The sequence below is a fragment of the Solimonas terrae genome, from assembly GCF_011067135.1.
In the GTDB taxonomy this organism is placed as follows: domain Bacteria; phylum Pseudomonadota; class Gammaproteobacteria; order Nevskiales; family Nevskiaceae; genus Solimonas; species Solimonas terrae.
The window spans coordinates 257,778-272,066 of sequence record NZ_JAAMOW010000007.1; the positions used below are offsets into that span (position 1 = coordinate 257,778).

Consider the following 14,289-nt stretch of genomic DNA (forward strand, 5'->3'; position numbering starts at 1 on the left):
TCATTTGAAGTCGTCCATCATCTGATCGAGCAGGGACAGACCTTCGGTGCTGGCGATGCACTGCCGGATGTAACCGGGAAACGAGGGCGGCGGCGCAAGGCCTTCGGCGATCAGGCGCTGGTTGTCGAACTGGTAGTTGAGCCGCGCGAACCCGCCGTACAGCTTCATCGCCTTGACCACCAGACGGCGGTTGCAGATGCCGAGCCGCGCCTTGAACTCCGGGACGATGGACGGAATGTCCTGTTCGCTGATGTGCCGGAAGTTCGAGCCGAGCGAGGGAATGCCGCGCGCCTCGGCCATCGCCTTTTCGATCTCGCGGAACGTCGCGCTGCCGCCGCCTGCCGAGATGTGATAGAGGTCATTGGCGATCTGCGGCTTGAACAGCAGCAGCAGCAAGGCCCTGGCGCAGTAGTCGACCGGCACGACGTCGACCGTTTCGTCGAGATCGCACATCCAGTGGCCGAGATCGTGGGCCATGCGGAACACCCAGAAGATGCTGGTCGACGGCTTGCAGCCGAGCTGCGTGTGACCGACGACGATCGACGGGCGCGCCACCACCAGCGGCAGGTTTTCGATCGTGCGCATCTGCCGTTCGGCTTCCGCCTTGGACTCGGTGTACGGCACCAGATGCCGTGCCTCGGCGTCGGACAGTCCGGCCTCGACGACCGGGGAGACCATGCCGGTGCCGCAGGCCATCGCCGTTCCGATGTGGACGAAGCGCCGCAGGCGCTTGTCGCGTGCCATGCGCCGCGCGAACGCGACCGTGCCGACGACGTTGACAGGCCAGATGCCGGGATGGTCGCCGAACGATGCCACTGCCGCGCAGTTGAGCACGTGGGTGACGCGATCAAGACGCGGGTCGGCGGCAAAGCCGTCGACATCGGCGAGATCGCCAAGCACGATCTGCCGTTCGCTCAGTCGTTCAAGCAAAGGGCCGGGCGGCGCGAAGCGCAACAGCGACTGGCGCACGCGCTGCAGGCCCTCCGCAGCGCTCGCTGCGCGCACCAGAAACAGCAACTCGTCGACGCGGCCGGCCGCCAGCGCTTCCACGGCACAGGCGCCGCCGATGAAGCCGGTCGCACCGGTGATCAGTGTCGTGGTCGGCGCCAGCGCCGACGCGTTCGTGGAGTCGCGCTCGAACTGTCGCAATCGTCGCGGCTGCAGGCTGGTCGTCGCCGCGACCGGCACCGCGGGCAGCGTGGGTGTTCTTGCCTGGGGATCGATTCGTGTCGCGCTGATGGTCTTGGACATCGCAGGCCCTCGGGCCCTACAGGGGATGTCCGGCAGTAAATCCGCCGCGCGTTAGCAGACTATTAGGCGGATGCGATATTTCGACGACCGTCGCAAGGGCGCCGACGACCGGCGAGCCGTTGCGGCTCGCGGCGAGCTTCGGTCGGACCTGGTCGGCGCCGGCTCAGCGCGGCGCCGGCGGCATCACCTGTTCGAGCCAGCTGGCGATGCGCGTCTCCAGCCAGTACGACAGACGGCCGCGCGGACCGGCGGCGATGAAGCCGACATGACCGCCGCGACGCGTCAGCTCCAGCGTCACGTCCGGCGCCAGCGCCTCGACTTTCGGCAGGATGTTGCGCGCCAGGAACGGATCGTCGACCGCGTTGATGACCAGCGTCGGTCGCGCAATCGTCTTCAGGAACGGCGCGCTTTCGCAGCGCGCGTAGTAATCGCGCGCATCGCGAAAGCCGTGCAGCGGCGCGGTATACGCGTCGTCGAATTCGATGAAATTTCGGGCGCGTCGCATCGCCGGCAGATCGACGCCTTCCGGCGCCGCGAGCGGCGGATACTTGCGACCGACGATCTGCTTGAGATCGCGCAGCAGTCGCCGCTGGTAGACCCGCGAGAAGCCGCTGTCGAGCTTGCGCGCGCAGGGCTCGAGCAGGAACGGGGCCGAAGCTGCGGCTGCGGCCTCGATCGGCGCGTTCGCGCCCTCCTCGCCGAGCGCCTTGAGCAGCACATTGGCACCGAGCGACCAGCCGACTGCGGCGAGCCGCGCCGTCGGATCGCGCTCGCACAGCAGACGCCAGAGATGGCGCAGATCGGCGGTGTCGCCGTGGTGGTAGTTGCGCGGCAGGCGATTCGGCGTCTCGCCACCGCCACGCAGTTCGAGCGCGGCGACGCGCCAGCCGGCGGCGATCAACAGCTGCGCGAGGCCGCGCAGATACTTGGACTGGAAGCCGCCGGTCAGGCCATGCACGAGCACCGCGACGCGCTGTCCGCGCTGCTCGCGTCCGGCCCAGCCGATGCGCACGAAATCGCCGTCCGCCAGTTCCAGGGTCTCGATGTCGAACGCCAGCTTCGGTGACGGCCGCAGCAGCGTCGGCACGACGGTCTGCGCGTGCGGACCGCGCAACCAGCGGTGCGGACGGAATTCGCTGTCGATGATGCGGCCGTGCGCCGCGCTGCCGGTGTTGCCCATGCGCGGATTGTAAACAGCGGCCGTGACACGGCGGTATCACCGCGGGGCCACGCCGCTGTGCTTGAATCGGCAACATGAAGACAACTCCGCCATCGCTGCGCGGCATCGGCCGCTTCTGGCACGAGCCGCTGCGCCGGCGCGTGGTCGGCGTGATCGCCGGCCCGCAGGGACCGACCCTCGACTACGACACGCCGCCCGGCGACGCCGGCCTGTTCGGTCCGGACAGCGTGACCTGGCGCATACACAGCGACTTCCCCGGCATGATCAGCGGCGGCATCTGCGCACTCATGCTGCAGACCCTGCAGCCGCACGCCCTCGCCGGCGTCTGGGATCACTCGAACTTCCGCGACGATCTGCTCGGACGCCTGCGGCGCACCACGGCCTTCGTGTCCGGCACCAGCTTTGCGCCGCGCGCGGTCGCCGAAACGCTGATCGCGCAGGTGAAAACCATCCATTCACGAGTGCACGGCACGGCGCCCGACGGGCAGCCGTACACCGCCGACGATCCGGAGCTGCTGACCTGGGTGCATGTCACCGAGATGGCGAGCTTTCTCGCCGGCTACCAGCGCTATCACCGCAGCGATCTCGCGCCGGCCTGGCGCGATCGCTACTTCGACGAAACCGCGCGCGTCGCCGAGGCGCTGGGTGCGCGCGGCGTGCCACGCAGCGCGCAGCAGATCGAGGCGTATTTCACACGCCTGCTGCCGACGCTGCAGTATTCCGAACGCTCGCGCGAAGTCCTGCGCGTGCTTGAAAACGTCGATCTGCAAGTGCCGGGCAATCCGGCCTTGCGCAGCGTCATGCTCGGCGCCGGCGCGGCGCTGCTGCCGGACTGGGCCTGTGCGCTGATGGGTCGCGGCCGTCTGCGCCGGCAACGCGATCGCATCGCGGCGCGCAGCCTGCGCCTGGCCGCACCGACCCTGCGCGCCGCACTTGCCAACGGCATTGCCGCGCGCGCCTGTCGCCGCATGGGTCTGCAGCCGGCACTGCTCGCCCGTTTTCCCGACGAGCCTGCCTGAAGCCCGGACATGAAAAAGGCGCGGCGGGCAACGTCGTCCGGACGTGCCCGCCGCGCCTTGCCGGACGCCTCAGCTCTTCTGCGTCCAGGCCGCGCACCAGCCCTTGGACGCGACCAGCTTGCCGCCGAAGGCACCGCAGGGCGCGTAGCCGTTCTTCTCGGCCGCCGCCTGATACAGCGCGCAGTTCGCGCAATGGCTGCCGGCCTTGTGCGTCGCTTCCTTGGTGGTCGCCGCGTCCTCGGTGTAGTGCAGCGCGGTCGCGGTCGGATCACTGGTCGTCAGCTTTTCCTGCGCGCTGGCGGTGCCGACGAGACCGACACCGGCGGCGGCAGCGAGCGTGCCGGCGGTGAGTTTCAGAAAATCGCGACGATCGTACTGGCTGGACATGACCCGTCTCCTGTTGGCGCAAGGCGCTGAACGTGGTGGTGTGAGGTGCGGGCATGATGCCGCCGTTCGGCCGGTGATGACGGAACCGTTCTCATTGACGGTTTCGCTGCACGTCGCCGCACGTTGCGGCGATTCAGTGGACCAGCGTGAAGCCGATCGTGTTGATGCCGTCGCAGCTGCGCGCGAAGACGATGCCGCTGTGCATGGTGGCGACTGCCTTGACGATCGCCAGCCCCAGGCCATGGCTCGCACCATCACTGCCGCGCGACGGGTCGACGCGATAGAAACGATCGAACAGACGGCCGATGTGCGCTTCCTCGATCGCGGCGCCGGCATTGCTGACCGCGACCCGCGCGCCGCCGGGAATCGCCTCGATGGCGACGCCGATCGCCGCACCCGGCGATGAATACTGCACCGCGTTCTGCAGCAGATTGGTGATCGCGCGACGGAACAGCGCGGTCTCGATGCCGAGCTGCGCGTCGCCGTCGATGCGCACCGTCATGCCGGCCTCGTCGAGCACGACCTCCATGAACTCGATCGCCTTGCCGACTTCGGCGGCCAGTGATCGCGGCTCGCGCCGCTCGGCACGTTCGCCCTGATCGGCGCGCGCGAGAAACAGCATGTCGTTGATGATGCCGCGCAGACGGTCCAGTTCCTCGAGGTTCGAATGCAGCACTTCGGCGAAGTCGTCGGCGCTGCGCGGCCGGGCCAGCGCGACTTCGGTCTGGCCGATCAGATTGGTCAGCGGCGTGCGCAGCTCGTGCGCGACATCGGCGTTGAACGCCTGCAGCTGCAGATAGGCCTGTTCGAGCCGGTCGAGCGCGCCGTTGAACGAATGCGACAGCTCCGACAGCTCCGGCGGCAGCGGCGCCAATCTCAGGCGCTGCGAAAGCTGGCGCGGACTCAGGCCCTGCGCCTCGCGCGACAGGCGCGCCAGCGGCGCCAGGCCGAGGCGCGCGACCCAGTGCCCGAGCACCGCGGCCAGCGTCACGCCGAGCGTCGACAGCAGCGCCAGCGCGATCGCGAAAGTGCGCAACGTGTGCCGGTACGGCGAGGGATCGATCGCGACGATCAGGCGCACCGCCGGCCGCTGCTCGTCGGCGGCGATCCGGCGCACGAGACTGCGCAGCGGCCGCTGCCGGCGCGTACTGTCGCTGAAACCTTCGGCCACCGGCGCCGGCTGCAGCGCCGCCAGCGTGTCGCTGTTGCCGTAGGTGAAGCGCGGATCGTCGCTCAGCACCCAGAACTGCGTGCTGTCCTGCCCGGCCATCAGACCGTCGAAGCGCGCCTGCACGAAATGCCACTTGTCCGGACCCTTGCAGTGCTCGATCAGCTGTTCGCCGAAGCGCGACTTGGTCTCCAGCTCGCTGCGCTGCTGGCGATCGAGTTCGCTCTGCAGAACACGCTGCAGCGCGACGCCGACCAGCGCGAAGATCAGCATCGCCACCGCGGCGAACATCGCCGACAGCCGCCAGGCGATCGAGCGCGGTCTCATTCGAGTTCCGCGTCCTCGTCGCGCGCTTCGAGCACGTAGCCCATGCCGCGGATCGTGTGCAGCAGCTTGTGCCGGAACGGCGCGTCGATCTTCGCGCGCAGGCGCTTGATCGCGACCTCGACGACGTTGGCATTGCTTTCGAAATTGACGTCCCAGACCTGCTCGGCGATCACGGTCTTGGAAATGATCTCGCCCTGCCGGCGCGCCAGCGTCGCCAGCAGCGCGAACTCCTTGGCGGTCAGATCGAGGCGCTTGCCGTCACGCAGCGCGCGGCGGCTGAGCAGATCGATCTGCAGATCGCCGACGCCGATCTGCATCGGGTCCTGGCCGCGCCCGCGACGCGCGATCGCCTGCAGGCGCGCGAGCAGTTCGATGAACGAGAACGGCTTGACGAGATAGTCGTCGGCGCCTTCGCGCAAGCCCTTGACGCGATCATCGACGCGATCGCGTGCGGTCAGCATGATCACCGGCGTCTGCTTGGCGGCGCGGATCGCGCGCAGCACCGAAAAGCCGTCGGCGCCGGGCAGCATCACGTCGAGAATGATCAGGTCGTATTCGTATTGCAGCGCGTAGTGCTGACCGTCCGGGCCGTTGTGTGCAAGTTCGACGACATAGCCCTGCTCGGACAGACCGCGCTGCAGGTAGTCGGCGGTCTTGTTTTCGTCTTCGACGATGAGGATTTTCACGGCGACGATTTCCGGCTGGCGATGGCACGATCCGCCTCGGCGGCGCGCGCCGTCAGGGGCGTCGGCTGCGCGCAGCGTGCAGCCATGCCGCACTCTAGCGGGGCGCGCCGAACGCGGCACTGACCGCCGCCTGACAGCGCCGTCATCCGCGCGGCGTGGCGGTTGCGGCCTGCGGCCAGTCCAGCCAGATCCGGCCGTCCTTGTAGACGTGGCCGTCCTGCTCGCGCAGACCGGTTTCGGCGCCGTCGATCTTGCGATGCACATGTAGCGCCGGTTCCGGCAAGGCATCGCGGCCGAGCGCGAAATCCTGTTCGCGCACCAGCGCGCGATAGGCCTTGTCGAGCAGCAGCGCCCGCTGCGGCGACGGCAGGATGATGCTGCGCAGATCGCCACCGCCGCCGGGCGCCGCGGCCTGCGCGGCGCCGGCGTCGAAGCGGCCGCGCGGGAAGAAACGTGCGAGCATTTCCGCGTTGGCCCGATACTCGTCACCGCCGCCGGTGCGGCGCAGATAGCGCTGGTATTCCGGCTCGTCGCTGCCGGCCTGCGGTGCGTCGACCATGCCGGCCAGATCCTGCTCGCCCCAGCCGGCGGCGCCGGGCAGCTTGCGCGGCAGGCTGAAGCTGCCGTCGACGGTGATGCCGATGCCGCTGTGGCAACCCATGCAGTACATCTGCTCCTCGCGCGTCTGCAGGCGCAAACGACCGTCGGCCCGTTCGATGTAGGCCTGCAGCTGCCAGCCGTATTCGTCGAAGATGCCGCTGAAGGCGTCGCCGCCGAAATACGGCCAGCCGCCGGTCTGCTGCTCCTGCGCGTCGAGATCGTACTGGCGCTGCAGATGCACATCGTCGAGCTCGAAGATCTTGCGTGCGTAGCGCAGCTCCTTGAGGCGCCGCGCGCGCATGCCCGGCGCCTGCGGATCAAGGTAGTAGACGCCGTGCATGAACTCGGTGCCGAGCGGATAGGCGTAGCGCCGGACCGCGACGCCGGCAGCCGCACCCGCGTAGTGCGCCGGCAGCGCATGGATGCGTGTCGCGATCGCGAGGCGCCCGTCGCCGTCGAGATCGAAGCCGGCGGCGCGCTCGTCGAGCGGCTCGGTCGGCAGATCGAGCGCGGCGTCGGGGCGCGTGTCCGGCACTGCGATCGCGGCTTCGACGATCGCCAGATTGATGCGGTAGATCGCCGCTGCCTTGCTGCCGTCGGCGCGCTGCCGGAACGCCGCCGGCAGGCGGATCATCACGTCATCGGTCGCACCGTTGGTCGGCCAGAACGTGCCCGGAAACGGCTTGTAGCGGAACGCGCGCCAGGCGCTGCCGTCGCGCGCGAAACCGTCGGCGTCGAAGCCGGCTTCGAGATCGAGGTCCGGCACCCAGCGCGGCCGCTGTTTTTCGGGCAGGCGCTGCAGCGCCGCGCGCAGTGGCGCGTAGTTGTCGTGGCGCACGTAGGTCAGGGTGTCGGCATCGCGCTGTGCGGCGATCGCCTGGCGACGATCGACGAACAGATGGGTCCAGTGATTCGTGCGGCCGATCGGATTGAGCTGATACTGCGCCTGCAGCTGCCAGTCGTCGGCCGCATTGCGATTGTTCTTCGCGGTATGGCAGACCCAGCAGGGATTGGCGACGCCGTCAGTCTGCGTGTAGCACTGTGGCGGGATGTGCGCGAGCACGTTGCCGATGTGGGCGCGCGCCTTCTCGACGCGCGCCGCCGCGAGCGGATCGTAGTGCGATTCGCAGCCGGCCAGCAGCAGCCCGACGGCGACCAGGGTCGCGGCGCGCCAGCGCGGATGCGCGCCGCTCATGCGCCGGCTGTCAGCTCGATGCCGGACGCGCCGGGAACGTCGGCAGCTCGCGTGTGTAGACGTCGCTGCCGAAGCTGCACGGCTGCTGGTCGTGATCGCAGGCCGCGCCGCCGCTGGTGTCGCCGTCGGCGGCGTGGCCGAGATAGGCGACGCCGAAGATGTCGGCAATGCTGCGCAACAGCGAATAGTGGTTGTAGGCCTGCGTCGAAACCGTGCCCGGCTTGATGAACGGCGAGATCAGCACGGCGCCGACGCGGCCGCCGCCCGGCCCCGTGATGCCGCCCTGCAGCAGCAGCTGCGAAACCGTGCCCTTCTCGCCGCAGCAGGCGGTGCTGTCGTCGGTGAAATTGGTCGACTCGTCGTAGGTGATGATCAGCAGGCCGTCCTTCTTGAACGCCGCCGAGCCGAGAATCACCGGCACCCATTGCTGCAGGAAGCGATCGATGCCGGTCAGACCGCCGACGTCGCCGTTCGCACAATTGGCGTCGTGACCGTCGTCGCAGAGATTCGGCGTGATGAAACTGAAGGCCGGCGTGGTGTCGACCTTGCCGAGATCGTCGACGAAGGCGTCGTCGAGATTGACGACGTGCTCGTCGCAGTATTCCTGGTCGTCGATGATGTTGTGGAAATACATGAACGGATCATGGCGCGTCGCGTACTGATCGGTCGCCGACGCCGACTGCGTCTGATCGACACTGCCGATCGTGCCGTGCCCGCAGGTGCGCGGCCCCTGCGGGCGCGTGTCGGACACGGCGAGCGCCGGATCGTAGCGGCTCGGATCGTTGCCCATGTCCTGCATGTAGCCTTTCCAGCTGATGCCGGCACTGCTGAGCTCATCGGCGAGCGACGGGATGTTGCTCGGGTAGATGCAGCCGGCACCGACGATCTGGCCCTTGAGCACCAGCGCCGAGGTCGCGAAGTCCGACAGCGTCGGGCAATCGGCCTGCGTCGACAGGTTCGGTGCCTGGCCGCTGATCATCGCGATGTAGTTGTCGAGGCTGTTGTGGCCGACCCCGTAGTAGTTCTGCAGCAGCACGCCCTGCGTCGGCAGCTGCTTGCCGAGATAGGGCGCGGCAGTGTCCGCGCCGAAGCTCAGGTCATAACTCTTGTTCTCGAGCACGATCAGGAACACATGACCGATCTGGCCGCTTTGCGCGCCGCCACCGCCGGACGCCCGATCGCTGCTGCCGCAGGCAGCCAGCAGCACAAGACCTGCGAGGCCCGCGAGGGCAAGGAAATTCGAACGAAGAGGCATGGCTATCGACACTGGATCGGGGCGACGGGCACCCATGATGACGCAAACCGGCCGACGACTGCAGCCGCCGGTCGCCCGCTGCCGCCGGCACCGGGATTCGATGTCGCCTCAGCTGCCATTCGGACGCGCCGGAAACTCCGGCATCGCGGCGCTGTAGACATCGTCACCGAAGCTGCAGGGCTGGTTGTCGTGATCGCAGGCCGTGCCGCTCGCGGCATCGCCGTCGGCAGCGTGACCGAGATAGGCGACCCCGAAGATGTCGGCAATGCTGCGCAGCAGCGAGTAGTGGTTGTAGGCCTGTGTCGAAACCGTGCCCGGCTTGATGAACCGCGAGATCAGCACGGCGCCGACGCGGCCGCCGCCCGGACCGACGATGCCCGGTTGCAGCAGCAGCTGGTAGGCACTCGGCTTCTCGCCGCAGCAGGCATCGGCATCGCCGGGATTGCTGGTGCTGTTGGTCGATTCGTCGTAGGTGATGATCAGCAGACCGTCCTTCCTGAACGCCGCCGAGGACGTGATGATCGGCACCCACTTCTGCAGGAAACGGTCGATGCCGGTCAGACCGCCGACATCGCCGTTCGCGCAATTGCCGTCATGGCCGTCCTCGCAGAGATTCGGCGTGATGAAGCTGAAAGCCGGCGTGGTGTCGATCGCCTTGAGATCGTCGGCCAGGGCGTCATCGAGATTGACGACGTGCTCGTCGCAGTATTCCTGGTCGTCGATGATGCTGTGGAAGTACATGAACGGATCATGGCGCGTCGCGTACTGATCGGTCGCCGACGCCGACTGCGTGTTGTCGGCGCGATTGAGCTGTGCATGGCCGCAGGTGCGTGGCCCCTGCGGGCGCGTCGCGGACGCGGCGAGCGCCGGATCGTAGCGGCCCGGATCGTTGCCCATGTCCTGCATGTAGCCTTTCCAGCTGATGCCGGCATCGCGGAATTCATCGGCGATCGACGGCACATCCTTCGGGTACACGCAGCCCGTGCCCTGCACCTGGCCGGCGACGACCACGCCGATCAGGAACGTATCGAGCATGCTCGGGCAATCGGCCTGCGTCAGCGCGTTCGGTGCCTGGCCGCTGATCATCGAGACGTAGTTGTCGAGGCTCGCATGGCCGGTCGCGTAGTAGTTCTGCAGCAGCACGCCCCTGGTCGGCAACTGCTGACCGAGATACGGTGCGCCGCTGTCCGGACCGAACGTGCGGTCGTAGCTCTTGTTCTCCATGACGATCAGGAAAACATGGCCGATGTGCTTGCCGTCGCCACTGGCGTCGCCGCTGCCGCCACCGCAGGCCGCCAGCAACAGCGCGACGACCAGCGGCAGCGTGCGAACAAGGGAAAGGATGCGCATGGAGCTCAGGTCCTGACGGATCGGCAAGAATGGATCATGTTGCAAACGGCTTGAGTCCGGCCGCCAGCGCGGCATCGATCAGCGACTGCCATTCCTCGATGTGCTCGGCATGGCGCTGCTCGACGGCGGCATAGTGTTCCGGCGTCATGCTCGCCTTGGCGGCGTCCATCTGCGACGAGCAGGCCTGTCCGTAGCTGCCGTCGTCCGGCACGTCGAATGCCGGCGCCGTCGGGTTCGGCGGCGAATCGAAATCCAGCGCGTAGGCGAAATTCATCGACGTGGCGCCGCGCGCGCCGAGCGGCGCGAAGCCGAAACGCCAGGCAATCATGTTGAGAATGGAGTTCGGATCGAACAGGCGCTTTTCGATGTGCCCGCGCCGCGCGCGCGGACCGATCGCCATGCACGGCACGCGGAAGCCGAGGCGGCCGTCGTTGCCGGTCGCCTTGTACTCCTCGTAGGTCACCGGCGCGAGCGGCGGCGGGACGTGGTCATAGAAACCGCCCCATTCGTCGTAGTTGATGATCAACAGGGTCTTGTCCCAGACCGGGCTGCTGCGCAGCGCGTCGTAGATCTTGTTGAGCAGCACCTGGCCGGAGCGGATGTCGGCGAACGGGTGATCGTCGTTCGAAGTGCCGGCGCCTTCGCCGAGCATGGCCGGATCGACATAGGTCACGTCGGCGAGATCGCCGCTGGCGGCGTCATCGAGAAAGCGGCTGAACGGCAGGATGTTGCCGACACCCGGGTTATGCCCGGAGAACTCCAGCGACACCATCGCCCAGCCGGCGAGATCGCCGTAGTAGTAACGCCCGGTGCGGCCGACGCTCTGCAACGCGTCCCAGACGGTCGGCAGGTCGAAGTGGTTGGTGCTGTTGTCCTTCTTGTTGGTCTGGCCGGCGTGCATGTAATAGCGGTTCGGCTGCGTCGGGCCGAGGATGCCGCAGTGATAGCGGTCGCAGAGTGTGAAGTTTTCGACCACGCCCTTGTAGAACGGCAGGCTGGCGGCGGTGTAGTAGCCGAGCGGAAAATCGTCGCCGGCCGGCTGCGTCAGCAGGAAGCCGTCCATCTTGCCGTCGTTGAACTGCGTGCGGCCGCCGTCGTAACTGTGCGAGGGATCGGCCAGCGTGCAGTTCTGGTAATCCGGCGCCAGATCGCGCAGGCCGAACATCGTGCCGTTGCTGTCGGCCATCCTGACGTTCGCCGGCCGCACGTTCGCGCCGGGCGCCCAGCTGAAGTAATGATCGAAGGAGCGGTTTTCCATCATCACGACGACGATGTGATCGATGCCCGAATCCGCCGGGGCCGGCAGCGCCTTCTGCGCCGCCGCCGTTTCGGCATCACCCGAACCGCCGCAAGCCGCCAATCCCGCCGCCCCCGCCGTCGCCGCGATGCCCGCCAGCACCTTGCGCCGGGTACGGTCTATGGGTCCCTGACTTTGGTCTGCCATGCCGACTCTCCGAAAAGCCGCGACGCTAGGCCTCGAATGTGACAGTCGTGCAAGCTGCTCCGGCCATGATGCAATTTTCCCAATCGGGGCGGACACCGGGCCGGAGTGGGCGAGATCGTGGCGGCTGCCATGCGAGGCAGCGCGGCAACGCAAGCGGCGGATGTCCCTGCGAACGGCTGCTTGCTAAGCTTGGTTCGCGGCAAGCTTGCTGCCTGCGGCGGAGTCGGAACTGACACTCGTTCACAACAGCGTCGCATCGCCGGTCGGCGTGCTGAAACTGGTCGGCACTGATGCCGGCCTGCGCGCGGTGCTGTGGCCACAGGATTCGGCAGCGCGCGTGCGCCTCGGCGATACCGTTGCGCGCACCGATCACCCTCTGCTCAATCGTGCCGAACAGCAGCTTCGCGAGTACTTCGCCGGCACCCGTACCGCGTTCGAGCTGCCACTCGATTTCGCCGGCACGGCGTTCCAGAAGCGCGTCTGGGCTGCGCTGCTGACGATTCCGTATGGCCAGACGCGCAGCTATGCGCAGATCGCCGCACAGATCGGCATCCCGCAGGCGGTACGCGCGGTCGGCGCCGCCAACGGCCGCAACCCGATCTCCATCATCGCGCCCTGCCATCGCGTGATCGGCAGCGACGGCAGCCTCACCGGTTTCGCCGGCGGCATCGCCAACAAGCGTTTTCTTCTGGCGTTGGAAGGACGTCTGCCGTCCGCCGCGGCAAACGCCGCAGCGGCCCCACAGGCCGCGCTGTTCTGAATGACGTGCGAAGCCCGAACCACGGCGATCGAACACCAGCCGTCGGTTGATGCGCTCACTCTGGGTCTGCGCCCGGAGGCGGACGCCGCATCATGACGAGCCGCACCTCGGCAAAGCGGTCCGCCAACGTCCCGTCAACCGACATCGCCGCACGGCTTCGTCGGCTTTCGGCCTGCCTGACGACGCCGCACTCGTGTATCGGCGGCAGACGCTAGCGCATCACCGTCACCTCGTCGTCCGGCGCCGACGGCCCCACCGTCAGGCTGTCACGCACGAAGCGGATATGGCGCCTGAGGATATAGGCCTGATCGGCGAATGCGCCCGGCGTCTTCATGCCGACGACGGCTTTCTCGATCTTGTCGAGCTGCTCGACCAGTGCGGCGCGCTGCTCGTCGGTCATCGGTTCGAGCACGGCGCGCTCCAGTGCCATCAGCTCGCCGTAGTGCTTGTAGATGCGGCGCCGGATGCGCCAGCCGTAGAGATACGGCGCGAAGCGCATGCCCGGAATCAGCACGACGATGATCGGCAGCAGCACGACGGCGGCGCGACTGACGAGGCTGGCCAGCCAGAACGGCAGATAGCGGTATGCGAGGCTCTTGCCTGACTTGTAATAGCGCGCGGCGCCTTCGCTCATCGGATAGTCGTGTTCGAGCGCGTGCGGGAACTCGCCCGGGTTCTGCATCAGCGACCCGCGGCCGTGCACTTCCTGCGCGGCCTCGACGAGCAGGTCCGACAGGGCCGGATGCAGGTCGGAATGCGCGAGCAGCTCGACGGTCGGCGCCATCATCGTGATGCGATGGTCCGGCAGGTTCTCGCCGAGATCGAACGAACCGGGCGGCAGCTCGAAGCGGTTGAGATAGCGGAAGCGCCGTTCGTAGGCCTCGCCCTGCGTGAAGTCGAACAGGCGCACGCCGTCGGCATGCATCAGCTCGCGGAAGATCTTGACGCTCGCCGAATCCCCCGACAGGAACACGGCGTCGACCTGATGCGCGAGCAGCGCCGCGCTGGCCGCGTCGCCTTCCAGCTCCAGGAACTGCGTGTTGCCGCCTTCTTCGATGCCATTGGCGTCGAGCAACGCCATCGCCAGCGTATGTGTGCCGCTGCCGGCATGACCGACGGCGATGCGCTGGCCGGCGAGCTGCGACAGCAGGGTGATCGGATGCGGTGCGCGATAGAAGATCATCACCGGCTGGCGGAACATGGTGCCGAGCGACACCAGATCCTCGGTGCCGTCCTTGCGCGTGACGCCGGCCTGCACCAGCGCGACGTCGACCTTGTTGTCGACCAGCAGATCGAGATTCTCGGCGGAGCCGTGCGACGGCACGATCTGCAGATCGATGCCGCTGCGCGCGAGAATCTCGTGGTAGCGCGCCGCCACCTTTTCGAAATTGCTGCCGGCGGGACCGCCGGCCATCGTCAGGTGCAGCGGCGGCGCCGGCCGCACGAAGCGCAGGGTGAAGAAGATCGCCGCGGCACTGAGCAGGACGATCGGCGTGATCGTCGCCAGCGCATCGCGCCACGACACCAGCGACACCGGCCGCAGGCGCAGCAGGCGCCGGCGCGCCTTTTCGATTTTCAGCTTCCTGGTGTTTTCGTCGTCCGCCACTGGCGCATTCCGGATTCCGCGTTCGATGCAGAGCTTGCCAGAATCGCGGCCGGCCCAGCGG

The 14,289-nt window shown here is 67.6% G+C and carries 12 protein-coding genes; 2 read left to right on the plus strand and 10 right to left on the minus strand.

The window, feature by feature from the left end:
• The gene (locus G7Y85_RS14595; protein WP_166258611.1) at nt 1-1,251 is read right to left on the minus strand and encodes an SDR family oxidoreductase; all 1,251 of its coding nucleotides are present in this window, start codon (nt 1,249-1,251) and stop codon (nt 1-3) included.
• A gap of 163 nt (nt 1,252-1,414) precedes the next feature.
• Complete coding sequence (locus G7Y85_RS14600; protein ID WP_166258614.1) at nt 1,415-2,431, minus strand: hydrolase; 1,017 nt, start codon at nt 2,429-2,431, stop codon at nt 1,415-1,417.
• A 74-nt stretch (nt 2,432-2,505) separates the two neighbouring features.
• On the opposite strand from G7Y85_RS14600, the gene G7Y85_RS14605 reads away from it, so the two are divergent.
• Nucleotides 2,506-3,450, plus strand: a complete 945-nt coding sequence (locus tag G7Y85_RS14605; protein ID WP_166258617.1) for an oxygenase MpaB family protein — start codon at nt 2,506-2,508, stop codon at nt 3,448-3,450.
• Nucleotides 3,451-3,519: 69 nt separating this feature from the next.
• On the opposite strand, the gene G7Y85_RS14610 is transcribed toward G7Y85_RS14605, so the two are convergent.
• The 7 genes from G7Y85_RS14610 to G7Y85_RS14640 form a co-directional block, all read right to left on the minus strand.
• Nucleotides 3,520-3,837 carry a high-potential iron-sulfur protein gene (locus G7Y85_RS14610; RefSeq protein WP_166258620.1) on the minus strand — a complete coding sequence of 106 codons (318 nt, stop codon included), beginning with the start codon at nt 3,835-3,837 and terminating at the stop codon, nt 3,520-3,522.
• A gap of 133 nt (nt 3,838-3,970) precedes the next feature.
• Nucleotides 3,971-5,332, minus strand: coding sequence for a heavy metal sensor histidine kinase (locus tag G7Y85_RS14615; protein ID WP_166258623.1), 1,362 nt, complete (start codon nt 5,330-5,332; stop codon nt 3,971-3,973).
• On the minus strand, nt 5,329-6,018 hold the full coding sequence (locus G7Y85_RS14620; protein ID WP_166258626.1) for a heavy metal response regulator transcription factor: 690 nt from the start codon (nt 6,016-6,018) through the stop codon (nt 5,329-5,331). The genes G7Y85_RS14615 and G7Y85_RS14620 overlap by 4 nt, the downstream gene beginning before the upstream one ends.
• Before the next feature lie 142 nt (nt 6,019-6,160).
• Nucleotides 6,161-7,813, minus strand: coding sequence for an Aq_1262 family (lipo)protein (locus G7Y85_RS14625; protein ID WP_166258629.1), 1,653 nt, complete (start codon nt 7,811-7,813; stop codon nt 6,161-6,163).
• A gap of 10 nt (nt 7,814-7,823) precedes the next feature.
• Nucleotides 7,824-9,068, minus strand: a complete 1,245-nt coding sequence (locus G7Y85_RS14630; RefSeq protein ID WP_174839783.1) for an alkaline phosphatase family protein — start codon at nt 9,066-9,068, stop codon at nt 7,824-7,826.
• A 108-nt stretch (nt 9,069-9,176) separates the two neighbouring features.
• Nucleotides 9,177-10,418: an alkaline phosphatase family protein gene (locus tag G7Y85_RS14635; RefSeq protein WP_166258635.1), complete on the minus strand. Its 1,242-nt coding sequence runs from the start codon at nt 10,416-10,418 to the stop codon at nt 9,177-9,179.
• 34 nt (nt 10,419-10,452) lie between these two features.
• Nucleotides 10,453-11,862 (minus strand): alkaline phosphatase family protein, encoded by a 1,410-nt coding sequence (locus G7Y85_RS14640; protein WP_166258638.1) that lies wholly within the window; start codon nt 11,860-11,862, stop codon nt 10,453-10,455.
• Between the two features lie 229 nt (nt 11,863-12,091).
• On the opposite strand from G7Y85_RS14640, the gene G7Y85_RS14645 reads away from it, so the two are divergent.
• The gene (locus tag G7Y85_RS14645; protein ID WP_166258902.1) at nt 12,092-12,622 is read left to right on the plus strand and encodes a methylated-DNA--[protein]-cysteine S-methyltransferase; all 531 of its coding nucleotides are present in this window, start codon (nt 12,092-12,094) and stop codon (nt 12,620-12,622) included.
• A 211-nt stretch (nt 12,623-12,833) separates the two neighbouring features.
• Here G7Y85_RS14645 and G7Y85_RS14650 read toward each other — a convergent pair whose 3' ends face one another.
• Nucleotides 12,834-14,228 (minus strand): TAXI family TRAP transporter solute-binding subunit, encoded by a 1,395-nt coding sequence (locus tag G7Y85_RS14650; RefSeq protein WP_366514977.1) that lies wholly within the window; start codon nt 14,226-14,228, stop codon nt 12,834-12,836.
• Nucleotides 14,229-14,289 lie beyond the last annotated feature (61 nt).